General features: G+C 70.7%; 24 protein-coding genes. 11 read left to right on the top strand and 13 right to left on the bottom strand.

Translation table 11 applies throughout. The features are described from left to right. Positions 1 to 275: 275 nt before the first annotated feature. The 4 genes from AB0M59_RS09825 (at position 276) to AB0M59_RS09810 (ending at position 2,555) form a co-directional block, all read left to right on the top strand. Entirely contained in the window at positions 276 to 893 is a 618-nt protein-coding gene (locus tag AB0M59_RS09825) for a hypothetical protein (RefSeq protein ID WP_364611551.1), read from the top strand. A 20-nt stretch (positions 894 to 913) separates the two neighbouring features. Continuing rightward, positions 914 to 1,576, top strand: coding sequence for a Crp/Fnr family transcriptional regulator (locus AB0M59_RS09820; protein WP_364611548.1), 663 nt, complete (start codon positions 914 to 916; stop codon positions 1,574 to 1,576). 80 nt (positions 1,577 to 1,656) lie between these two features. Further along, entirely contained in the window at positions 1,657 to 1,941 is a 285-nt protein-coding gene (locus tag AB0M59_RS09815) for a hypothetical protein (protein ID WP_364611545.1), read from the top strand. Then, a complete protein-coding gene (locus tag AB0M59_RS09810; protein ID WP_364611542.1) occupies positions 1,938 to 2,555 on the top strand; it encodes a hypothetical protein in 618 nt (205 codons plus the stop codon). Before AB0M59_RS09815 ends, AB0M59_RS09810 begins: the two co-directional genes overlap by 4 nt. Here AB0M59_RS09810 and AB0M59_RS09805 read toward each other — a convergent pair. From AB0M59_RS09805 to AB0M59_RS09790, 4 genes are read right to left on the bottom strand one after another with little or no spacing between them, the layout of a single operon-like run. Next, on the bottom strand, positions 2,552 to 3,586 hold the full coding sequence (locus AB0M59_RS09805; RefSeq protein ID WP_364611539.1) for a thiamine-phosphate kinase: 1,035 nt from the start codon (positions 3,584 to 3,586) through the stop codon (positions 2,552 to 2,554). The two genes, AB0M59_RS09810 and AB0M59_RS09805, sit on opposite strands and share 4 nt — an antisense overlap. Then, positions 3,570 to 4,163, bottom strand: a complete 594-nt coding sequence (gene dcd, locus AB0M59_RS09800; protein WP_364611536.1) for a dCTP deaminase — start codon at positions 4,161 to 4,163, stop codon at positions 3,570 to 3,572. The genes AB0M59_RS09805 and dcd overlap by 17 nt, the downstream gene beginning before the upstream one ends. Continuing rightward, a complete protein-coding gene (locus AB0M59_RS09795; protein WP_364611533.1) occupies positions 4,160 to 4,909 on the bottom strand; it encodes a hypothetical protein in 750 nt (249 codons plus the stop codon). The genes dcd and AB0M59_RS09795 overlap by 4 nt, the downstream gene beginning before the upstream one ends. An 11-nt stretch (positions 4,910 to 4,920) precedes the next feature. Beyond that, positions 4,921 to 6,195: a helix-turn-helix transcriptional regulator gene (locus tag AB0M59_RS09790; RefSeq protein WP_364611530.1), complete on the bottom strand. Its 1,275-nt coding sequence runs from the start codon at positions 6,193 to 6,195 to the stop codon at positions 4,921 to 4,923. A gap of 279 nt (positions 6,196 to 6,474) precedes the next feature. Here AB0M59_RS09790 and AB0M59_RS09785 point away from each other — a divergent pair, with 279 nt between their 5' ends. Both AB0M59_RS09785 and AB0M59_RS09780 read left to right on the top strand, forming a co-directional pair. Next, on the top strand, positions 6,475 to 6,792 hold the full coding sequence (locus AB0M59_RS09785; protein ID WP_364611527.1) for a hypothetical protein: 318 nt from the start codon (positions 6,475 to 6,477) through the stop codon (positions 6,790 to 6,792). Next, a complete protein-coding gene (locus tag AB0M59_RS09780) occupies positions 6,789 to 7,361 on the top strand; it encodes a hypothetical protein (RefSeq protein ID WP_364611524.1) in 573 nt (190 codons plus the stop codon). The genes AB0M59_RS09785 and AB0M59_RS09780 overlap by 4 nt, the downstream gene beginning before the upstream one ends. Positions 7,362 to 7,405: 44 nt before the next feature. On the opposite strand, the gene AB0M59_RS09775 is transcribed toward AB0M59_RS09780, so the two are convergent. Beyond that, positions 7,406 to 7,666 (bottom strand): hypothetical protein, encoded by a 261-nt coding sequence (locus tag AB0M59_RS09775; protein WP_364611521.1) that lies wholly within the window; start codon positions 7,664 to 7,666, stop codon positions 7,406 to 7,408. A 263-nt stretch (positions 7,667 to 7,929) separates the two neighbouring features. On the opposite strand from AB0M59_RS09775, the gene AB0M59_RS09770 reads away from it, so the two are divergent. Together AB0M59_RS09770 and AB0M59_RS09765 are read left to right on the top strand one after the other, a co-directional pair. After that, positions 7,930 to 9,186 carry a bifunctional glycosyltransferase family 2/GtrA family protein gene (locus AB0M59_RS09770; protein ID WP_364611518.1) on the top strand — a complete coding sequence of 419 codons (1,257 nt, stop codon included), beginning with the start codon at positions 7,930 to 7,932 and terminating at the stop codon, positions 9,184 to 9,186. Then, entirely contained in the window at positions 9,186 to 11,030 is a 1,845-nt protein-coding gene (locus AB0M59_RS09765) for a glycosyltransferase family 39 protein (protein WP_364611515.1), read from the top strand. The genes AB0M59_RS09770 and AB0M59_RS09765 overlap by 1 nt, the downstream gene beginning before the upstream one ends. A 38-nt stretch (positions 11,031 to 11,068) precedes the next feature. Here AB0M59_RS09765 and AB0M59_RS09760 read toward each other — a convergent pair whose 3' ends face one another. Beyond that, on the bottom strand, positions 11,069 to 11,638 hold the full coding sequence (locus AB0M59_RS09760; protein ID WP_364611512.1) for a hypothetical protein: 570 nt from the start codon (positions 11,636 to 11,638) through the stop codon (positions 11,069 to 11,071). 51 nt (positions 11,639 to 11,689) lie between these two features. After that, the gene (locus AB0M59_RS09755) at positions 11,690 to 12,112 is read right to left on the bottom strand and encodes a nuclear transport factor 2 family protein (RefSeq protein WP_364611510.1); all 423 of its coding nucleotides are present in this window, start codon (positions 12,110 to 12,112) and stop codon (positions 11,690 to 11,692) included. Between the two features lie 85 nt (positions 12,113 to 12,197). Here AB0M59_RS09755 and AB0M59_RS09750 point away from each other — a divergent pair, with 85 nt between their 5' ends. After that, positions 12,198 to 12,962: a hypothetical protein gene (locus AB0M59_RS09750; protein WP_364611508.1), complete on the top strand. Its 765-nt coding sequence runs from the start codon at positions 12,198 to 12,200 to the stop codon at positions 12,960 to 12,962. Here AB0M59_RS09750 and AB0M59_RS09745 read toward each other — a convergent pair. Continuing rightward, positions 12,941 to 13,669, bottom strand: a complete 729-nt coding sequence (locus AB0M59_RS09745; protein ID WP_364611505.1) for an AfsR/SARP family transcriptional regulator — start codon at positions 13,667 to 13,669, stop codon at positions 12,941 to 12,943. The genes AB0M59_RS09750 and AB0M59_RS09745 overlap by 22 nt on opposite strands. A 111-nt stretch (positions 13,670 to 13,780) precedes the next feature. Here AB0M59_RS09745 and AB0M59_RS09740 point away from each other — a divergent pair, with 111 nt between their 5' ends. Next, entirely contained in the window at positions 13,781 to 14,491 is a 711-nt protein-coding gene (locus AB0M59_RS09740; protein WP_364611503.1) for a serine/threonine protein phosphatase, read from the top strand. Here the strand turns inward: AB0M59_RS09740 and AB0M59_RS09735 are convergent. From AB0M59_RS09735 to AB0M59_RS09715, 5 genes are all read right to left on the bottom strand, one after another. Then, positions 14,488 to 14,967: a DUF2127 domain-containing protein gene (locus AB0M59_RS09735; protein ID WP_364611500.1), complete on the bottom strand. Its 480-nt coding sequence runs from the start codon at positions 14,965 to 14,967 to the stop codon at positions 14,488 to 14,490. The genes AB0M59_RS09740 and AB0M59_RS09735 overlap by 4 nt on opposite strands. A 26-nt stretch (positions 14,968 to 14,993) precedes the next feature. Further along, complete coding sequence (locus tag AB0M59_RS09730; RefSeq protein ID WP_364611497.1) at positions 14,994 to 15,434, bottom strand: hypothetical protein; 441 nt, start codon at positions 15,432 to 15,434, stop codon at positions 14,994 to 14,996. Next, complete coding sequence (locus AB0M59_RS09725) at positions 15,404 to 15,598, bottom strand: zinc finger protein (protein ID WP_364611494.1); 195 nt, start codon at positions 15,596 to 15,598, stop codon at positions 15,404 to 15,406. The genes AB0M59_RS09730 and AB0M59_RS09725 overlap by 31 nt, the downstream gene beginning before the upstream one ends. A 90-nt stretch (positions 15,599 to 15,688) precedes the next feature. Then, a complete protein-coding gene (locus AB0M59_RS09720; protein ID WP_364611491.1) occupies positions 15,689 to 16,252 on the bottom strand; it encodes a TetR/AcrR family transcriptional regulator in 564 nt (187 codons plus the stop codon). Between the two features lie 48 nt (positions 16,253 to 16,300). Further along, positions 16,301 to 18,628 (bottom strand): GH92 family glycosyl hydrolase, encoded by a 2,328-nt coding sequence (locus tag AB0M59_RS09715; RefSeq protein ID WP_364611488.1) that lies wholly within the window; start codon positions 18,626 to 18,628, stop codon positions 16,301 to 16,303. Positions 18,629 to 19,075: 447 nt separating this feature from the next. On the opposite strand from AB0M59_RS09715, the gene AB0M59_RS09710 reads away from it, so the two are divergent. Then, a complete protein-coding gene (locus AB0M59_RS09710; RefSeq protein WP_364612205.1) occupies positions 19,076 to 19,861 on the top strand; it encodes a hypothetical protein in 786 nt (261 codons plus the stop codon). Positions 19,862 to 20,017: the final 156 nt, after the last annotated feature.

The raw sequence follows: 20,017 nt of genomic DNA, 5'->3' as shown, positions 1-20,017 counted from the left end.
GGCGGCGAGCGAGCGCAGGCTGCGGCTCGACTGGGGACACGATCTTCGCCGCCCTTCAGTAAATTTCAGTAGTGCCAAGAGTGGTGCGATAATACTCCCTGTAGCTAAAGGCGATGTCGTCGACCCGCTACAGGTGGGACTGAAACGTTACGTCGACCCGAACTCCCTGGTGCCAAACGGGTAACGCCGATTCAACTTGGTTGTTCCAGGGTACTTCAACCCCTACAGTTAAGTTGACTGAACTTCAGTTCACACCTGAAGGCAGGGAGCGGGCCATGGACACCTCAGCTGACATACCCCGGCACCGGGCCATCGTGGCGGTCGACATCGAGAAGTCGACCGCGCGGACGAACTCGGTGCGCACCCAGCTCCGCACGGTCCTCTTCGAGCTGCTCGACGAGGCCCTCGCGGCCGGCGGGATCGGCAGGAAGCACCGCGATCCCTTCGTTGACCGCGGCGACGGAGCACTGTGCCTGATCAAGCCCCTCGACCAGCTGCCGAAGACGCTCCTGCTCACCACCGTCGTCCCCGCGCTGGGCGATCTGCTGGAGAAGCACACCGAAAGTCACCCCGAACTCGCCTTCCGGCTGCGCGTCGCCGTGCACGCCGGTGAGGTGCACCGCGACTCGCGCGCCTCCTACGGCGAGGACGTCGACATCGCCTGCCGGCTGGTCGACGCCCCCGAGCTGAAGCGGCGGCTGAGCGAAACGACCGCGCCGCTCGCGCTCGCCGTCTCGCAGGAGATCCACCGCGCGGTCGTGCGGCAGGGCTACCCCGGCATCGACCGGAGCGCCTTTACCCAGGCCGTCTACATCAAGCTCGGCGACGAGCGGCTCCGAGGCTGGCTCTGCACGCCCGAAGTCGGCGTGCCGGAGAAGGGACTGACCGCGTAGGACCGGAGCGAGGTGGGGACGTGGAACCGACGGGATTCTGGGCCGACCTGGCCCCGGCCGATCGCCGGGTGCTGACGGAGTCCGCCACGCGGCGCACCTGTCCGCGCGGCGGAACCCTCTGCCGGGAAGGCGACCGCTCAAGCGTCGTGCTGGTGCTGCTCGCCGGGCACGTGCGGATCGTGCACGGGACGCCGGACGGGCGCGAGGTCGTCGTCGGCGTGCGCGGTCCGGGCGACGTCATCGGCGAGCTGGCCGCGATCGACGCGCAACCGCGCTCGGCGACCGTCGAAGCGCTCGACGACGTGGACGTGCTCGAGGTGCCGGGCGACCGCTTCGCCACGCTGTGCCGGACGCGGTCGCGGATCTCCTGGGCGCTGCTGCTCGTGCTGTCGACGCGGCTGCGGTCGGTCGGCCGGCAGTGGCTGGAGCTCGGGGGCGGTGCCGCCGCGCGGCGGGTGGCCGCGCAGCTGATGCAGCTGGCCGTCCAGCACGGTGTCGCCCACGGGCCGGACATCCGGATCTCCGTCCCCGCGACGCAGGCCGAGCTGGCGATGACCGCGGCGATCTCCCGCGAGTCCTGGGCCCGCGCGACCCGCGATCTGCGGCGCCAGGGCGTGATCAGCACCGGCAGAAGACAGGTGACGATCCACCGCCTGGCCGAACTTCGACGACTGGCGAGCTGAATCCCGCCTTCTGTGTCAGCTGACACAGACGGTGCGGCGAGCCGGAGGTTTCCTGGATCCACGGGCAGAGGAGGGCATTCATGGACCCCTACACCACCGCACCGAGCCAGAGCCGCTGGCGCCGGGGCGTCTTCGCGGCCGGGCTCGTCATCCCGTTCACCGCGACGCAGATCTGGGCGCTGCTGGTGCTGCTTCGGCTGGCACCTCTCGACGGCCTGGTCGGCCAGGCCTTCGTGCTGGTCCTGCTGGGTTCGGTCGTCGCGATCTGGGCGGGGTGGCGCTGGACCTACAAGCTCGGCCGGGATCGCGACCTCCGGCCCGAAGGCCGGGAAGAGCCCGCCCCGAAGACACGGATTCCGACATGACGCCCGGGCTGGCGATCGTCGCGGCCCTCGTGGCCGGCATCGCCGCCGGACGTCTCTCGCGCCACCTCGGCGGCCTCCTGCGCCGCCGGCTCACCGGAAGGAACACGGAAATGACCAGCAGGCAAGCGTCGTTCCCCGCCCGGCTCTACCACTGGCGGTGGGAGATCCTGGCGGTGACGCTGCTCCCCTACGTCCTGGTGACGTTCGCCCTGTGGGCCGGCCCGCTGTGGGCGTCGGGGGTCTTCGCCGCCGCAGTCGGGTGGGCGCTGCTGCGGCGCCGCCAGGTGCGCACCCGGCTCCAGGCGGTCCGGCTGCAGCACCGCCTGCGCGCGGCGTTCCCTCTGCTGCGCCTGCCCGGCGGCCGCCTCCCGGCGATCCTGTGGTCGCGCCCCCGCGGCGGCGACGTCGTGGTGTCGCTGTTCGGCCGCGAAGCGTTCGAGCACCTGCACCGCAACCGCGCGGTCCTCGCGGCGGCGTGCGCGGTCCCGGAGGTGTACGTCGACCGCCACCCGCGGTACGCGAGCCTCGTGACGCTGACGATCAGCCCGACCGAGGCCCCGCGTGAGCGGACGGTCCTGCCGAGCAACGTGGTGCCGTTGCGGGCGCACAGCTAGAGACCCAGCACCTCGGTGACCAAAGTGGACAGTTCACCGCCGTGCCACGAATTCGTCGAGAACCGCTCCTGGGCGATCCCTTGCCAGGGAGCGGTTCCCACGTTCAGCTGCTTGTCCTCGGTGAGCGTTCCGATTTCCTGAACCGCGACGCCTTCCGCGCGCAGGGTCTTTTCGACCACCTTGACGTCCTCGGTCCGGACCACCGCGACCAAACCCCAGTCGCCCCAGGTCTGCGCGAGGTCGAACGGGCGCAGACCGCACTGGGCGGCCACTTCCGCCAGCGGTTCCTCGAGTTCGAACTCGCCGGTGACCGCCGCGCCGAGGCCGTTCGCCTCGCACAGCGTGCGGACCGTCGCGAACAGGCCGTCGGAGACGTCCATCGCGGCCCGCGCGTATCCGGCCAGCAGCTTCCCCGCATCGAGCTGCGCCATCGGGCGGCAGGCGCGCTGCCAGATCTCGGTCCTGGCCGGTTCCGGGAGCGTCGCGCGCCCGGTCTCCAGCAGCGCCGCGGCCCAGAGGTAGCCGGGGGAGCCCACGAGCAGAAGGCGGTCCCCGGCCGCCGCACCGGAGCGCCGCAGCCTGCTGCCCGGCGCACACCGCCCGATGGCCGTCGCGGTCAGCTGAAGGGCACCGTCCCGGATGTCGCCGCCCGCGACCTTCGTGCCGTGCGCGGCGCAGCAAGCGTCGACACCGTCGAGCAGCCGTTGGAACGCCCGCACGGTCGTCGTCTTGGGCAGGGTGTAGTTGACGACGAGCCCGAGCGGTTCGGCTCCGGCGGCGGCCAGGTCGGACAGGTTGATCGTGGCCAGCAACCAGCCGGCGTGGAACAGATCGGGTTCGCGAAGGATGTTGACCACCGGCGTCGGACAGCTGTCGGTGGTCGCGACGAGCTCACTCGGCGTATCCACTTTCGCCAGGAACGCGCTGTCGTCCCCGAAACCCTCGGTGCCGCCGTACCTCGGCTGCAGTACTTCCCGCTGGATCCGCTGCTCACCCAGGTCGCCGAGGCAAAGCTCAGTCGTGCCGGACATGATCCGCCAATCGGGACGCGACGACCGCGTGGTCGCTCGAATAGTTGTGCGGCATGGCGCCGTAGGGCCGCTCGCTCCCGGACGAAGCGAACAGCATCAAGTTGCAGATCCGGGCGCCTGGATACAACAGCACCGGGTGCCGGAGGTGGTTGACGATCTCCAGGGTGAGCACGGCACCGGTGTCGCGGCCGAAGCCGGGGCTGACCTGACCGCACAGCACGACACCGATCCCGAGCCGCGCGTAGTCGCTGGTGCCGTCGACGAGACCGGCCAGGTTCTCGGACAGGCCGATCTTCTCCAGCGTCGGCGCCAGGACGACCTCCCCGGGCTCGATGGCCAGCCGGCCGCGGCTGTCCGGCTCCTTCAGGACCAGTTCGGGGTGGGTCGAGCGGTCCGCCACGTCGACCGGCCCGTGTGCCACGAGGGAGAACGCCTCGTGCCCGAGCCGCAGGCTGAGCGCCGCCGGGCGCACGAGCGCGGCGTCGAACGGGTCCACCCGCAGTTCACCCGTCGCGTGGGCCCGCTGGATGCCCCGGTCGGTCAGCACGCCCTGCCGGTCCCGCTTCACGAGCATCATGGTGCGACCTCGCTGTCGAGGCTCGCCAGGACCGCGGTCACGAGCTCGTCGAAATCTTCTCCGGTGAGGTCGAAGTTCGGCTGGTCGTCGCTTTCCCCCGGCTCGCAGTAGACGACGGTGGTGGGCGTCCGGCGGGGCCCCTGGACCACGACCGTCGCGGTCAGCCCGGCGTCGATCGGCCGCACCGTGTGGACGACCGAGGTGTCGCACGTGTAGACGTCGCCGCCTTGGACGTGCGGCACCGCCCGGCGTTTGAGCCGCACCTCGCCGTCCGGCACCAAGGCGGCGGGGTCCGCGGGGTCGGCGCCGTAGCGGAACCGCCGGAAGGGCTTGCCGCCCTCGACGGTCTCGGCGAAGTCGACCATGTGCATCCCGGTGCCGGTCAGGACGTGGGACGCGAACTCCCAGCGGTGACTGTGCGGATTGGACTCCCCGCGTGACACCGTTTCGCTCCGCGGCCAGACGTGCAAGCGAATGCGGAACTCGGGCTCGACGCCCGTGTGGAGGACGATCTTCGCGAAGCCGTTGGGGTGCCAGTAAGAGCGTTTCGCGATCTCGGCGACGGCCGGGGCGTCGGCGGCCAGGTCGCGCAGCCAGTCCGCGAACGCGCCGCGGTGGGCGCGGATGTGCTCCGCCGTCGCCTGGAGCTGGTCCAAGCCGGGCCGGGAACCGTTGCCGCGCAACGCTTCCGCGAGCTGTCGCGGGAACGGGTGGTCGCCGTTGACCACCGGAGGGGTCGTGCTCATGGTGCGGGTCTCTATTCTGCGGCTGACGGAGGTAGGAATTGCGGGGCCGGGAACGCCAGAGCGACGGCGCGCAGAGCCGTCACGGCGTCGAGCGTCATCCAGATCGGGAGGTCGCCACTGCCCCAGGCCCACAGGCCGAGCGAGGGTTCGTAGCGTTCCCACAACGAATTCAGCGCGCGGCTCAGCCTGGCCACCGGCACTTGTGGCGCCTCGGCCAGTGCCTGGAGAACCCAGGCGGAGGTGAAGTGCTTGATCGTGACCCGCACGTCCGGCCCGTTCGGCTGCGGCAGTGCGAGGTCTTCGGACACGCCGTCATCGGGGTGGATCCGCTCGACGAGCCACCGGGTGCCGACCTCGACGGCGTCACGGACTTCGTCGCTGCCGTGCCCGGAGCGCAGCAGCTCGCGCAGGGCCACCACCGCCCGCGCGGTGTGGGCGGTGGAGGGCTCGGGTGCGACCAGTCCGTCTTCCTTCTTCTCGCCCCAGAGCGGGACGCCGTCGAAGTCGAGCCGGGCCGCGAGGAGGTCGTCCGTCAGGCGCCGGGTGAGCGGGGCGTCCGGCCCGAGCCGGACCGAAGTGCGCAGAGCGGCCGCGAGCAGGAACGGCCGCGTCCGGGTGCGGTCGTCGAGGGAGTGCTCGATGTGGGCGAGCCCCTCCTCGGCCGAGAGGATGGTGCTGGCCTGGAACAGGGCGCCCACGACCGCCGCCGTGACCTCGGGACGGCGGCCCTCCGACCGGCCCCGCCAGCCGAACTCGGAACGCTTGTCGTAAAGGTCCTTCACGACGGCATGTAGGTCGATGTAGGGCTCGCCTACCACGACCATCGCCGAGATCCCGTAAGCGGTGGCGAGCGTCGTGTGCGCGCCCCGCTTCTGGAGGTTGTGCCGCCAGCCGACCGCGCGACCGTTTTCGTCGCGGATCAGCTCCTCGGCGAGACTGGTCCCGGCCCGGCGGAAAACCTCGAGCAGGGAGCCGCCGGTGGTCAGGGTCCCGGCGGTCGCCGGCGCGGGTGAGCGGGCCGCTTCGGCCATCTCCACCAGCGCATTCGCCGCACGGAAGTGATCGTCGAGCAGCCGGGCGTTCTCGACCGACGGCAGGTAGCGCCCGGTCTCCCACTGCGTCAGGTTCGCGCGGCTCACGCCCACGATCCGGGCCACGTCCGCCTGGGTCTGCCCGGCGGCCTTGCGCAGCCGGCGCAGTTCGGCCCCGACGTGCTCGGTCGTTACCACATCATCACTACCTAACGACCGCCCGGCGGTCGTAGAATGTAGGTAAGCACTCGACATCTACCTTACCTACTCAGGTAGGCGAACGTAGGGAGGTGACAATATGTGGACACAGAGCGCACTTTATCCCATCGGCGACTCTTTGTTGGTGCGGACTGGGGCCGACTCGCCCGAACGGGTTGAATCCCCAGCTCGCGGACCCCCTATTCGCCGTAGTGGAACGCGACCACGCGCAGCTGGGGCACTACGCAAAGTGCCCGGCGGCCTCCCCGAGCCGCCCGTGGGCGCCCTTGCCGGGCTGCCCGTCCGAGTCCGTGCGGTGTTCCCGGGGGTGTCACGATGCCAGATCACAACCTACCTACGTCCCGCGAGCCCGGTTGGTTCGACCGGCTGGTGCTCCGCCTCGGCGAGTGGCTGTTCGCAGCCGACGAAGACGCCCGCGCCACCGCGCGCGGCTGGGAAGTCCACCGCGGGGCCCGAGGCACCCGCGTCTACCGCGACCCGCGCTGGGACACCGTGCACGCCTGCGGTTCCTGCGGCGGTCACGGGCTCACCCTCACCGACGGCGTGGCCTGCCCGGCCTGCGCCGGTACCGGAGTCGTTCGCTCGGCGCCCGCGGTCGCGGCCGCCGACGGAGGGAAAGGAGCACGGTCATGACCCGCGACGACCACGCCACCGAACTGGCCCGGCAGCTGACCCACGTCAAGCGGCCCAACCCGGTCCTGTGGCTCTACCACTGGCGTTACGAGATCCTCGCCGTGACGCTCCTGCCCTACGCCCTGGTCAACGTCGTCCTCTCGCTGGGGCTGGTCTGGTCCCTGGTGGCCCTGGTGGTGGCGTTCAACTGGGTCTTCTACTGGCGCGCGGCCCGCCGCCACCTCCGCGGCCGGCTGCGCGCGATCGTCGTGCAGCACCGCCTCCGCACGGGTTTCGCGGGCGCGCGGATCTGCACGGTGGACGGCCGCCGCCCGGCGATCCTGTGGACCCGCCCGGTCGACGGCGACACCGTGGTCTCGCTGTTCTGCCCGGCGGGCATCGGGTTCGAGCAGATCCACGCGGGCCGCGCGATCCTGGCGGCGGCGTGCTTCGCGACGGAGGTCTACGTGGACCGGCACCCGAAGTACGCGGCGCTGATCACTTTGACGATCTGCACCACCGCGGTCCGGCGTGAACCCGGCCGCGCCGTGCCGCCCGGTGAGGTCGTGCCGCTGCGGGCGCACAGCTGAGTCCGTGCCCGGCGTCCACGAGGTGGGCGCCGGGTGCGGCGCGTTCACTCCGAGCGGTCACGTTCAAACCGCTGAGCTGGGCGCTTTTCTTCATCGGCATCCGCAGAGTGATGACCTCGAAGGGCGGTAGTCACTGCGATGGTCAGCAGGGTGCAGGCGGTGATCAGGACCGCGATGGCGTAGATGACCGTCGCGGAGGTTCCGGACACAACACAGGCCAGAGCGACCACCAGCACGAAGACGATGACGCCAGTGGCGCCATGAGCCATTGCGGTGTGGAACAAGGTCTGCAACCAAGCCTTCACGATGATCGACTCCCATCGGTGGAGCGGGCGGGCGAGCCGACGCAGCCACGAGCAGGGCGGCGACGGTGAGGGTCATCCGGATCGGAAGATCGCCACTGCCCCAGGCCCACAGGCCGAGACCGGCTCCGCAGCCTTCCCACAGCGATCGAGCGCCCGGCCGACCCGTGCCGAGGTGAAGTCCCGGATCGAGCCGGGTGCGGCGCACAGCAACCGCACAGGGCGATCACACGATCACCAAAGCGGGGCACGCGACTGTATGAGGCATGACAGCCACCGCCTCCGCAGCACGGCCCGGGACCGTCCCGGTCGATCTGGCCGGTCCGCAGCCCGTCCTCGACGTCGTCATCCCGGTCTACAACGAAGAGGCCGACCTCGAACCGTGCATCCGACGGCTGCACGCGCACCTGGCCGAACACGTCTCCTACCCCTACCGGATCACGATCGCCGACAACGCGAGCACCGACGCGACGCTGCGGGTGGCCGAAAGACTCGCCAGGGAGTTCCCCGAGGTGGCCGTCCACCACCTCGACGAGAAGGGTCGCGGCCGCGCGCTCAACGCCGTCTGGCGGGCCTCCGACGCCGCCGTCCTCGCCTACATGGACGTCGACCTCTCCACCGATCTCGCCGCGCTCGGCCCGCTCGTCGCCCCTCTCCTCTCGGGGCACTCCGATCTCGCCATCGGCAGCAGGCTCGCCCGCGGGGCGCGCGTCGTGCGGGGGCCGAAGCGCGAGTTCATCTCCCGCGCCTACAACCTGATCCTGCGCTCGACGCTCGCCGCGAAGTTCAGCGACGCGCAGTGCGGCTTCAAGGCCATCCGCGCCGACGTCGCGCGTGAACTGCTGCCGCACGTCGAGGACACCGGCTGGTTCTTCGACACCGAACTGCTCGTCCTCGCCCAGCGCGCCGGGCTGCGGATCCACGAGGTACCGGTCGACTGGGTCGACGACCCCAACTCGTCGGTCAACATCGTCAAGACCGCCACCGCCGACCTCAAAGGCATCGCCCGCGTCACGAAAGCCACCTTCACCGGCGAGATCCCGATCAGCCGGCTGCGCGAGCAGCTCGGCCGGCAGCCGATCGGCGTCGACGCGCCGGGCGTGCCGCCGCGGCTGGTGACACAGCTCGTGCGGTTCGCCGCCATCGGCGTCAGCAGCACGCTGGCCTACCTCGTGCTGTTCCTGCTGCTGCGCACGGCCGTCGGCGCGCAGCCGGCGAACTTCGCCGCGCTCCTGGTGACGGCGATCGCGAACACCGCGCTCAACCGGCGGCTCACGTTCGGCATCCGCGGCCGCACCGGCGCCGGGCGGCATCAGTTCGAAGGGCTGATCGTCTTCGGCCTCGGGCTCGCCCTGACGAGCGGATCCCTGGCCCTGCTCCACGGATCCACCACCCCCGGCCTGGTCCTGGAGATCACCGTGCTCGTGCTGGCGAACCTCGCCGCGACGGTCCTCCGGTTCCTGCTCCTGCGCGGCTGGGTGTTCAACCCGCGCCGCCAGGCCGCTACCCAGAAGGAGTTCTGATGACCGCCGTCCTGTCCGGCACCGTGACGCAGGAACCGCGTCACCGCAAGGAGTCCGTGGCGCACGCGCCGCCGCGCTGGGTCCGCCCGTCGGTGCTCGGGCTGCTGGCCGCGACCGCCGTGCTGTACTTCTGGAACCTGACCGCGTCCGGCTACGGCAACTCCTTCTACGCCGCCGCCGTGCAGTCCGGGACGCAGGACTGGAAGGCGTGGCTGTTCGGGTCGCTCGACTCGGGCAACGTGTTGACGGTCGACAAGCCGCCCGCGGCGTTGTGGGTCGCCACCGCTTTCGCACGGATCTTCGGGTTCTCCAGCTTCACGGTGCTGGCCCCGCAGGCGCTGATGGGCGTCGCTTCCGTCGGGATCCTTTATCTGACGGTGAAACGGACTTCGGGTCCGATCGCCGGGCTGATGGCCGGCGCGATGCTGGCCCTCACCCCGGTGGCGGCGCTGATGTTCCGGTTCGACAACCCGGACGCGCTGCTCGTGCTGCTCATGGTCGCCGGCGCCTACTTCGTCGTGCGGGCCACGGAAAAGGCCAGCCCCAAGTGGCTCGCGCTGGCCGGTGTCGCAATCGGTTTCGGCTTCCTGACGAAGATGATGCAGGCGTTCCTGGTGCTGCCCGCGTTCGGGCTGGTGTACCTGATCGCGGCACCGACGTCGCTGGGCAAGCGGCTGCTGCACCTCGGGGGCGCGGTCGCGGCGCTGGTCGTCTCGGCCGGCTGGTACATCGCGCTGGTCGACCTCTGGCCGACGGCGTCACGGCCCTACATCGGCGGGTCCGAAGGGGACAGTCTGCTCGAGCTTGCCCTGGGCTACAACGGGTTGTCACGCATCTTCGGCGGCGGCGACGGTGGCGGCCCCGGCGGTGGCGGCGGCATGGGCGGCGGGAACACCGGCTTCGGCGGCGCGTCCGGCCTCTTCCGGATGTTCGGGTCGAGCTTCGGCACGGAGATCTCGTGGCTCCTGCCAGCCGCGCTGATCGGGATGGTCGCCGGGCTGTGGTTCACCCGCCGCGCGCCGCGCACCGACCGGACGCGCCTGGCGCTGGTCCTGTGGGGCGGCTGGCTGGTCGTGACGGCGGTGGTGTTCAGCTACATGAGCGGCATCGTGCACCCGTACTACTCGGTCGCGCTCGCCCCGGCGATCGCCGCGCTGGTCGCGATCTCGGGCCGCGCGCTGTGGCAGGGCCGGGACCACCTGGGCCCGCGGGCGACGCTGGCCGGGATGGTCGTGGCGACGGCGGTGTGGTCGTTCATCCTGCTCGACCGGACGCCGGACTGGTTCCCGGCGCTGCGCTGGATCGTGGCGGTGCTCGGCGTCCTGGCCGGGACGGTGCTGGTGATGGGCGTACCCACCTTCCGCAAGGCGGCCACGATCGTGGCGGCGGCGGTCGTCCTGACGCTGGGCGTCTCCACCGCTGCCTACGGCGTCGAGACGGCGTCGGTGGCGCACAGCGGTTCGATCCCGACCTCGGGACCGACGTCGAGCGCGATGGGCGGCGGCATGGGCGGCGAGGAGTCGTCCTCGAGCGCGGTGGGCGCGCTGCTGGCGAAGACGACGACGAAGTGGGCCGCGGCGACGACCGGCTCGCAGAACGCGGCGTCGCTGGAACTGGCCAGCGGCAAGGCGGTGATCGGCATCGGCGGTTGGAGCGGCTCCGACCCGGCACCGACGCTGGACGAGTTCAAGGCGTACGTCGCGGCCGGCGAGGTCGAGTACTACATCGACGGCGGCCGCGGCGGCGGCCCGGGCGGCGGCTCCTCGGAGATCACCGCGTGGGTGACGGCGAACTTCACCGCCACCACGGTCGACGGCCAGACGGTCTACGACCTGCAGAAGTGATCGAAGGCCCGGGCTTCCCCACGGAAGTCCGGGCCTTTCTACGCGATCCCCCGGGCCTCGCGGACCAACGTGTCGCGGTGGGCCCGGCGGAAGACCGTCGTCTCGACGAGAGCCTCGAAATGCCGGTACCCGCCCAGGGCTTCCGCCTCGTCGAACGCCTCCGCCGCGGCCGCGGTGCCGTAACCCCCGCACCCCGCGACGATCACGACCTCCGCGGTTTCCGGCGCGAAGGGGTTCGCGGCGCGGATGACCAGGCCGTAGTCCACGCGCGGATCACCGGCGTCGTCGTACCGCGGCGAGGCCGCGAAGCCGGACTTGCGGTCGTACACCGAGGAGCCGTGCTCGGCGAACCCGAGCGAAAGCACACCATCCAGGCGCTCGAGGACCCTTCCGGTCAGGGAATTGCCGTCCGGGCCCCCGATCAGGATGAGATCTTCGCGGATCTCGGCTTCCGTGAGCGCCTCGGCTTCGACGAGCCGCACGGATGCCCCGAGCTGGGCCTGCAGCTCGACCGCGGCCAGCAGGTCGCCCTGGTCCACCATTCCCGCGTGGTCCCGGCGCGCGCCGAACACCATGAGTGGCCGAAAGTCCTGCGACGCTCCGCCCATGGCCGGCTCCTTCGGGTCCTGTACCCGAAGTCGTCGCAGGTCAGCGGGTCGTTACGGCCGGAGCCGCAGGTGGTGACCGACGTCGCCGACGAGATCGACCGTGGCTCGGCGTTCGGTGAATCGCCACCCGTCCGCGGTGCGCGTGAACGAGTCCGCGTACCGGCCCGCCGCGATCGTCTGCAGCGGCAGCCCCGGCGCCGCCTGCAGCACGGTGAAGTAGGCGCGCCCCGACGCCGTGTCGCCGGAGACCTCCAGCGCGATGTTCGTCGTGACGTGCTTGGTCCGCGGGGTCCCGTCGTCGTAGACGATCACCGTGTCACGCAGCATCCGCGTGACCTCGGCGCCGTGGAGGGCCCCGCCGCTGCCCACGAACGCCCCGTCCGCGAACAGCACGCCGACGCCGTCGAAGTCCCCCGCGTCGACCAGCGCGGCGTACGAAGCGATCAGGTTCTCGAGCGCGCGGTAATCGTCCACGGGAGACGATCGTACAGAGAAAGTATGGAAACTTTCCGTACTGTGGCGGCGACGGCGGCAGGGGGCCGCCGACGGGGGTGAATCCATGACGCTCGATCGCAGGAACCTGCTCAAACTCGGTGCGGGAGCGGCTGTCGCGGTCGCGAGCACCACGCTCATGGCCGGCACGGCCGGAGCCGCGACGACGACGGCCCTGCCGCCCGTGCCGGGCATGCTGGGCGACCGGAGGGCCAACGAACTCTGGTACCAGCTCGACGAAATCGCGCTGTACCACCCGGCGCAGGAGGTCCAGGACGCTTACGCGGTGCTCTTCCCCTTCATCCAGCAGAACGCCCCGGAGGGCCTGCCGGCGAAGTGGCGGGCGCTGAGCCTCGAACCGGGCTACCCGAACAACTACGCGGAGTTCGTCAAGCCCATCGAGCAGCCGCTGAGAACGTTGTCAACCCTGCAGCTCGGCAACTTCGACCGCTTCTACCGCGGCGACGAAGAGGGCCTCACGAGGGCCTTCGCCGCCTTCGGGCAGGGGATCCTGTTCGACCCGCGGCGGGCTGAGGTCGAGTCCGAAGTGCACACCATGGACGGCGATCCGCCGTCGGGTTACCACTTCTGGCACGCCGTCCAGCGCGCGCAGATGGTGCTGGACATCGACCGCCGCCGCTGGGCGCGGATCACCCCGATGCTCGGCTTCGCCTGGGCGCTGCAGTCGATCGCGAAGCCCGACCACCGGCACGTCAACCCGGGCCTGCCGCGCGAGCAGATCCGCGCGCAGGCCCGGTACTGGCTGCCGCGCTCGACCGCCGAGCTCGACCGGGACTTCCGCTCGTCGCCCTACCCGGACAGCACCCGCTGATACGCCGCCTGCAGCACCGGGCCCGGCGCGATCCCGAGCCGTTCGTCGAGGATCCGCCGGCCCCGGTGGTACACCGCCACCGCGTCGGCCGGGCGCCCGCTCGCGCAGAGCGCGGCCATCAGCAGCGCCCGCGCGCGTTCCCGCAGCGGGTGTTCGAGCACGAGACCGGTGGCGTCCGGCACCGCCCGCAGGTGGTCGCCGGCCGCCACCTCCGCTTCGATCCGGCCTTCCAGGACGGCCAGCCGGAGCTCCTCGAACCGCGCCGCCTCCCCCGCGCGGAGCGGTTCGGCGATGCCGGCGAGAACGGGACCACGCCACAGGTCGAGCGCGGCGCCGAACAGCTCCGCCGCGCGCCCCGCCGCACCCGCGCGCAGCTCGTCGTGGCCGGAAGCGGCCAGCCGCTCGAACTCCTCCGCGTCGACCGTGCCGCCGTCCGGGGCGAGCAGGTACCCGCCACCCGACCGGACGAGCCGCGCGGGCCGCCCGAGTCCCTTGCGCAAGCGGGAAGCGTACGTGCACAGCTGCGCCTCGACCGTCGACGGCCGGACGCCGTCCCACAGCAGCGAAATGAGCCGCTCATCGGGAACCACCCGCCCGCGCGCCAGCAGCAGCGCCGCCAGCAGCGTCCGCGGTTTCCGCCCGCCGAGCACGGCCGGGCGGCCGTCCGCGCGGATCGCCGCCAGCGGACCGAGAATCCGGAACTCCATGCCCCACCCCGTTCCCAAGGTACCCGGACCGACACCGCCGGCACAGGAAAGTCTCAGACGGCCCACAGGTTGAGCGCGGATCATGGAGGTCAGAGGGACGAGGAGGCCGCGATGATCACGACACGTCCGGGTTACCCGCGCTGGCACACCGCGAGCGCCCAGGGGCCGCGCTCGCTCAACGCCGACGCCGTCGGCGCGTACGCCGCGGCCGGTGGCCCCGGCATCGTGTTCGCCCTCGCCGACGGCGTCGGGGACGAGCCCGCCGCCGCGCGGGCCGCCCGCGTCGCCGCCGCGGCCGCCGCCCGCACTCCGGTCCACAAAGGACCCGTCGAAGCCGTTCTCGCGGCGCAGCGCGCGGTTCGCGAGCAGACGCTCGGGGACGCGGTGCTCGTCGTCGCCATGCCGGCCGAGCACGGCGGGTACCGCATCGCTTGGGTCGGCGACGCCCGCGCGTACGCCTGGGACGGCACCACGCTCGGCCGCCTGACCACCGACCACACGCTCGCCGAGTACTTCCGCGCCCGCCACCAGCCGGTGACCCCGCGGATGGAGCACGTCGTCACCACGAGCGTCCGCACGACCAAGCCGGAGGAGATCGGCACGGCGGAGACGTCGAGTGCCGGTCTGCTGCTGACCAGCGACGGCGTCCACAAGCCCTTGACGGGCAGCGGGATCCGCGCGGTGCTGGCCCGGCCGGGCACCGGCGCGGCCGAGCTGGTCGACGCGGCGCTCGCCCGCGGCGGCTCGGACAACGCGACCGCCCTCTACGTCGAACCCTTGGAGGCCGACAGCACGACGGTGCGATTTCCCGTCGCCGCCTAGCGCCCCCGCCTGAGCTGCCGGTACTCGCGCAGGACCAGGACGATGATCACGACGTCGAGCGCGGCGAAGAACGGCAGCGCGATCGAGTGCGTGTGGATCGCCCGGAAGATCTCGTAGACGACGAACGCCGCGAGGACGAGCGCCGCGACCGGGTACGCCCGGACGATCTTGCGCGCCAGCGCCCAGACCAGGCCGAGCTTGATCAGGCCGTGGGCGAGCAGGTATGCGACGGCGAACGTCTTCGTGTCGCCGTGGAGGAAGTTCTCCGTCGCCGACTCCAGGTGGCGCGCGAGGGTGCCGGACGGGTCGCCCAGCAGGTCGCGCGTGATGACCGCGTGGGTGAACCCGCTGACGGTCGACGCGGGGATGAACGCGAGGATCAGCGCCCCGACGACCTGCAGGGCGCCGTCGAGACCCTTGATCGCGATCGCGATCCGGAAGAACCGCTCGGTCGCGTTCGTCTTCGCCTCAGCCATGCCTCCAGCTCAGCACGAACGGCAGGTCAGCGCACCTGGAGGCACCTTTCGCACCGTTCGTGCCGCGCTGTCCGGCCCGCGGGGTCCGTGCCGTAGAAGGGGAAGCACGCCGCGCCGCAGACGGCCAGGAAGATCGGCCCGCACCGGAGGGGGTGCGGGCCGACCTGGTGGGCGACGGCCAGTGCGCGCCGCCGTGCGCCCGCTTCGGGGAGCCACCCGTGCTCCGGGAGGGTGGCGCGGACCCGGGCGTCCAGCTCGTCGGCGCGCGTGACGAGGTCCGCGCCCAGCTCGGCGAGCCGTTCGCCCAGGTCGCGGAGGATGTCGGGCCGGGGCGACTCGTCGTCCAGGGTGCGCGCCAGCCACGCGACGTCGAGGCCGAGCGAGCCGTGCAGGTCGTGGACGCGCTCGACCAGCCGCTGGTCCCGGTCGGCGCCGGTCAGCACCGAGCCAGCCACGCGGCGCGGCATTCGGCGCAGGTCGGGTCGAACCAGTTCCCGCCGAGCTGCGGAATGTCGCGCACCGCGACGGTCACTTCCGCCCCGCACAAGGCCTCGAACTGTTCTTGCGGACGCGGCGGGAAGGCCCCGTCGAGCGCATGACGCTTTCCCTCCGCTTGTTGCCACCTCAACATGACGTCGATTCAACCTGTCAGATCCGGTTGACACCAACACACTGAGCGGGTGAGACACGCGGTTCGCGTTCACGCCGCGCACGCCCGAAATCAGCCGTCCGCTGAGGTCTCCGCGCGCACCACGTCTTCCGCGAAGGCGACCGCTGCCTTGGCCGCGTCGTCGCCGAAGATCGGGCCGTTCGCGTACAGGCCGTCGATGATCACCATCACGCGGTCCGCCAGCCGCTGGGGGTCCGCCGCCGACGTCTCCGCCGCCAGTTCCCGCAGCTGCGTCCGCGCCCGCACCAGGTGGTCCACCGCCACGCGGTGGGCCGGGTGCCGCCGCTCCGGGAACTCCGCGAGCGTCGCGCGCAGTGCGCACCCGCGCGAGCCGGGCGCGGTCGCCCGCACCCCGGCCTCGCGCACCAGTTCCACCAGCCGCCGCTCCGGAGTGGCCGCCCGGACGCCGGTCACGAGGCGATCCCAGTCGGCGCCGCACCGGTCCAAGTACGCCACGACCAGGTCGTCCTTGCTCGCGAAGTGCGTGTAGAGCAGGTTCTTGCCGCAGCCGCACTCGTCGATGATCCGCTGCAGCCCGACGGCGTGGACCCCGTGCCGGTCGAACAGCCGCGTGGCGGTTCCGAGGATGCGCTCACGGGTGTCCGGCGTCGGCATGCGGGGATCGTAACGGCCTCCCCGAGTGCCGAGGAGGCCGTTGCGCGATCACATCGCCGGCGGCGCCGACTTCGTCCCCCAGCTCGTCGGGGTGTCACTCAGGCGGAACTCGATCTTGCCCGCGCGGAGCAGGTCCTCGTGGGAGATCCAGCTGCGGTCGTACCCGCGGTGTCCGATCCGGACGTCCTTTGTGTACTGCAGCTTCGCCGCGCTCGCGCCGGGCGCGTCGATCTCGATCTCGCGGCCGCCGGCCGGGTGGATCTCGACCTTCTCGAACATCGGCGTGCTGAGCAGGTACGTCCCGGAGCCGGGCTGGGCCTCGAAGACGCCGGCCATGCCGAAGACGAGCCACGACGAGATCGTGCCGAGGTCGTCGTTGCCCGGCATGCCGTACGGCGTGTCGGTGAAGAGCGTCCGCGCGGCGCGCAGCACGGCCGACGTCTTCCACGGCGCGCCGGTCCAGCTGTACATCCAGGGCGCGTGCAGGTCGGGCTCGTTGTTCGGGTTGAAGGCGAAGTTGTTGTGGTAGTCGTACGCGCCGAGGACCCAGGAGTCCGCGGCGGCCTTCGCCGGGTCGGTGAGCAGCAACGGCGTGTCGAAGAACGTGTCGAGCCGTTTCTCGGCCTGCGCCGGGCCGCCCATCAGGCCGAACAGCTTCGCCGTGTCCTGCTGGGCGAGCCACTGGTACTGCCACGGCGTGCCCTCGTGGAAGCCGATGGACTGCGCCGGGTCGGGGTCGCCGACGCCGGTGCCGTCCGCGGCCTTGGTGCGCGGGAAGCCGGTGAAGCCGTGGGATTCGACGCTGGTGTCCCAGAGCTTCGAGAAGTTGCCGCAGCGGTCCCGGAGCGTCTTGGCTTTGTCCTGGTACCCGAGGCCCTGCGCCATGGTGGACAGCGCGCAGTCGGCGAGGGCGTACTCGAGGGTCGCCGAACCGGCCTGGCGGGTGTCACCGTAGGTGTAGCCAGGCAGATCCTGGTAGCCGATCCAGCCGTTCTTCACGTAGGACGGGTTGCCGTCGCGGCCGCGGAAGATCGACTGGTCCGCGGGGACCTCGTTGGCGTTGCGCCACAACGCGCCGAAGAGCTGGCGCGCGGTCTTGTCGTCGAGGATGCCGCGGCGGTAGTTGTCGACCACCCACGGCGTGACGGGGTCGCCGCTCATCACGTTCGTCTCGCCGCCGGCCAGCGCCCAGCGCGGCACCCAGCCGCCGTCCTGGTAGATCTTGAGGACGGACTTGGTCATGTCCGCGGCCTTGTCCGGGTGCAGCAGCGCGACCAGCTGGTTCTGCGAGCGGTAGGTGTCCCACAGCGAGAACATCTGATAGTACGTGTCCCGGCTTCGGTGTACTTCGTCGTCGAAGCCGCGGTAGGAACCGTCCACATCGGACCCGACGGACGGGTGCAGCAGCGACCGGTACAGCGCGCTGTAGTAGGTCCGCCGGTCGGCGGTCGTCCCGCCTGCGACGCGCATGCGGTTCAGCTCGTCTTCCCAGGTGTCGTGCGCTTGTTTTTCGGCCTTGTCGAACGACTTTGGCTGCTCGGTGCTGCGGTTGAGCCGAGCGCCGTCGACAGAGGTGTAGGAGAGGCCGACAGAGGCGCCGACCTGGCTCTTGTCGGTGCCGAAGGTGAGCCAGGCGCCGGTGCGCTGGGAGCCGAGCTCGGCGTCGCGCTGGTTCGCGGTCAGCTTGTTGTCGGTCCAAGTCCCGAAGCTGGTGAACTTGCGGTCGAACTTGGCGCTGAAGAAGACCTTGTAGCGCTCTTTCTGCGTCTCCCAGCAGAAGTTGCCGCCCTGCAGCCAGCCCTCGACGGTGTCGTCCCCGACGACGTGGACGTCGCCGGCGTAGGTGTAGCCGTTGCTCTCGCCGACCTCGATGAGGACGTTCTCGCTGCTTGCCGTGTCCGGGAAGGTGTAGCGGTGCTGGCCGGTGCGCTGGGTGGCGGTGAGTTCGGCGTCGATGCCGTTGTCGAGCTTGACGCCGTAGTACCCGGGTTGGCGGGTTTCGTCGGCGTGGCTGAACTTGGCGCCGTACTGCGCGGGATCGCTGCTGGTGACGGCGCCGGTGGTGGGCATGAACCTGACGTTGCCCATGGTCTGGCAGCCGACGCCCGAGAGGTGGGTGTGACTGAAGCCGAGGGTGGTGTCCTGCGCGTAGTCGTAGGACGCGTACTTCTTGAGCTGGGTGTCCGGGCTGAGCTGCACCATCCCGAAGGGAGTGGTGGCGCCCGGGAAGGTGGTGCCGTCCCCGTTGTTCCCGATCGAGGTGTCGACGAGGGTGGTGGGATCCTCGGCTTTGCCACCGGCTTGGGCGGGGGTCGCGAGGGCCATGGCGGTGGCTCCGGCGAGCAGGGTGGCAAGGACGCGCGTCCGCGTTCTCATCCGTGTCCTCCTGACAACGTTGTCACATTTCCGGTGTGATCTTTTCCGTTGTCCGGTGGACAAATCAAGCCCCGGAGGTCGCCAGCGCCCCAATGTGGCGTTCGGTGCGTGGCACGCACCCAATGTGGCGTTCGGTGCGTGAGACGCAACCAACGCCACATTGGGGCGCGCGGGCGGGAGCCCCGCGAGTGGCGGATTCCGACCATGAAACGGCGCCAAAGGACCGTTCGCGACGCTGTGAGCTGGCGCTTCGCCCGGAAATGTGGTCAAGCTGGGCAGGTGACGAGGGGAACCTGGGCACGGCATCCATTGGTTGCCGGCCACAAGAACAATCCGGACGTCGTGCGCACGGCCGAACTCGAGGAGATCGGCATGCCCCGCAGCAGCGTCTATCGACGCTGCCTGCCCGGTGGTCCGTGGCGACGGCTCTTGCCAGGAGTCATTCTTCTGCATCCCACCGAACCCACGAGCGAGCAGAAGCTGCAAGCGGCGCTCATCCGGGGCGGCGGATCCGCTGTGCTCACCGGGCTTTGGGCGCTTCGAAGACATGGGCTCCGGCACTGCCCGGAGCCCGATGACGTGCACATACTCGTGTCGGACGAAAGGGAGATCACCAGCACCGGATTCGTCCTGGTCGAACGCACGACCAGGTTGCCCAGTCCGATCCCACGAGGTGGCATCCCGGTCGCGCCCGCGTATCGGGCGGCGCTCGACGCGACGCGCCGGATCCGTGACTTCGACACCGTGCAAGCGATCCTGGCGGAGGCGGTCCAACGCAAGCGGTGCACGGCGGAACAACTCGACCGGGAACTCCGGCTCGGCAGCCAACGGGGCTCGGCGATCCCACGCCGTGCCCTGCAGGCGATCCTCTGCGGGGCCGAATCAGTTGCCGAGGCCGATGCTTGGCAGATTTGGAAACTCGCCGGGCTGCCTCCCGCGGAGTGGAACGTCCAAGTCTTCGACGAGCACGGCACGTTCGTCGCCAAGCCGGACGCCTGGTGCGACGACGTCGCATTCGCCTGGGAGATCGACTCGCGCAAGTGGCACAGCGAGTGGGAGGACTACTCGAACACCCTCGATCGGAACGCTCGCTACGCGGCCGCCGGGATCGCCTTCCTGCAAACGTTGCCGATCCGGCTCCGCACCCGACCCGACGACGTGATCGCCGAACTTCGTGCCGCGTACGCGGCGGCCAAACAACGCCCACGTCCACCCGTCAGTCGCCACCCGTAGCCCCCGACAAGCGCCCCAATGTGGCGTTCGGTGCGTCTGACGCACCCAATGTGGCGTTGGGTGCGTGTCAGTTCAGCAAGCTGAACGAGCAGGCCGTCGACGGGGTGATCATCCTGATCGAGCAGCACCAGCTCGATTTCGCTCTGGTCGAGCTGG

Origin of the sequence: Amycolatopsis sp. NPDC051371 (genome assembly GCF_040682155.1) — a bacterium.
Classification (GTDB): domain Bacteria; phylum Actinomycetota; class Actinomycetes; order Mycobacteriales; family Pseudonocardiaceae; genus Amycolatopsis.
Note: the sequence above shows the minus strand (reverse complement) of the source record. Positions and strands in the feature narration are given on the sequence as shown.

Excerpts from the sequence above, each read along its gene's own strand:
- AB0M59_RS09825 (WP_364611551.1), top strand. The coding sequence starts at position 276 with ATGGACACCTCAGCTGACATACCCCGGCACCGGGCCATCGTGGCGGTC.
- AB0M59_RS09815 (WP_364611545.1), top strand. The coding sequence starts at position 1,657 with ATGGACCCCTACACCACCGCACCGAGCCAGAGCCGCTGGCGCCGGGGC.
- AB0M59_RS09810 (WP_364611542.1), top strand. The coding sequence starts at position 1,938 with ATGACGCCCGGGCTGGCGATCGTCGCGGCCCTCGTGGCCGGCATCGCC.
- AB0M59_RS09805 (WP_364611539.1), bottom strand. The coding sequence starts at position 3,586 with ATGTCCGGCACGACTGAGCTTTGCCTCGGCGACCTGGGTGAGCAGCGG.
- dcd (WP_364611536.1), bottom strand. The coding sequence starts at position 4,163 with ATGATGCTCGTGAAGCGGGACCGGCAGGGCGTGCTGACCGACCGGGGC.
- AB0M59_RS09795 (WP_364611533.1), bottom strand. The coding sequence starts at position 4,909 with ATGAGCACGACCCCTCCGGTGGTCAACGGCGACCACCCGTTCCCGCGA.
- AB0M59_RS09790 (WP_364611530.1), bottom strand. The coding sequence starts at position 6,195 with ATGTCGAGTGCTTACCTACATTCTACGACCGCCGGGCGGTCGTTAGGT.
- AB0M59_RS09785 (WP_364611527.1), top strand. The coding sequence starts at position 6,475 with ATGCCAGATCACAACCTACCTACGTCCCGCGAGCCCGGTTGGTTCGAC.
- AB0M59_RS09780 (WP_364611524.1), top strand. The coding sequence starts at position 6,789 with ATGACCCGCGACGACCACGCCACCGAACTGGCCCGGCAGCTGACCCAC.
- AB0M59_RS09770 (WP_364611518.1), top strand. The coding sequence starts at position 7,930 with ATGACAGCCACCGCCTCCGCAGCACGGCCCGGGACCGTCCCGGTCGAT.
- AB0M59_RS09765 (WP_364611515.1), top strand. The coding sequence starts at position 9,186 with ATGACCGCCGTCCTGTCCGGCACCGTGACGCAGGAACCGCGTCACCGC.
- AB0M59_RS09760 (WP_364611512.1), bottom strand. The coding sequence starts at position 11,638 with ATGGGCGGAGCGTCGCAGGACTTTCGGCCACTCATGGTGTTCGGCGCG.
- AB0M59_RS09750 (WP_364611508.1), top strand. The coding sequence starts at position 12,198 with ATGACGCTCGATCGCAGGAACCTGCTCAAACTCGGTGCGGGAGCGGCT.
- AB0M59_RS09745 (WP_364611505.1), bottom strand. The coding sequence starts at position 13,669 with ATGGAGTTCCGGATTCTCGGTCCGCTGGCGGCGATCCGCGCGGACGGC.
- AB0M59_RS09740 (WP_364611503.1), top strand. The coding sequence starts at position 13,781 with ATGATCACGACACGTCCGGGTTACCCGCGCTGGCACACCGCGAGCGCC.
- AB0M59_RS09735 (WP_364611500.1), bottom strand. The coding sequence starts at position 14,967 with ATGGCTGAGGCGAAGACGAACGCGACCGAGCGGTTCTTCCGGATCGCG.
- AB0M59_RS09730 (WP_364611497.1), bottom strand. The coding sequence starts at position 15,434 with ATGCCGCGCCGCGTGGCTGGCTCGGTGCTGACCGGCGCCGACCGGGAC.
- AB0M59_RS09725 (WP_364611494.1), bottom strand. The coding sequence starts at position 15,598 with ATGTTGAGGTGGCAACAAGCGGAGGGAAAGCGTCATGCGCTCGACGGG.
- AB0M59_RS09720 (WP_364611491.1), bottom strand. The coding sequence starts at position 16,252 with ATGCCGACGCCGGACACCCGTGAGCGCATCCTCGGAACCGCCACGCGG.
- AB0M59_RS09715 (WP_364611488.1), bottom strand. The coding sequence starts at position 18,628 with ATGAGAACGCGGACGCGCGTCCTTGCCACCCTGCTCGCCGGAGCCACC.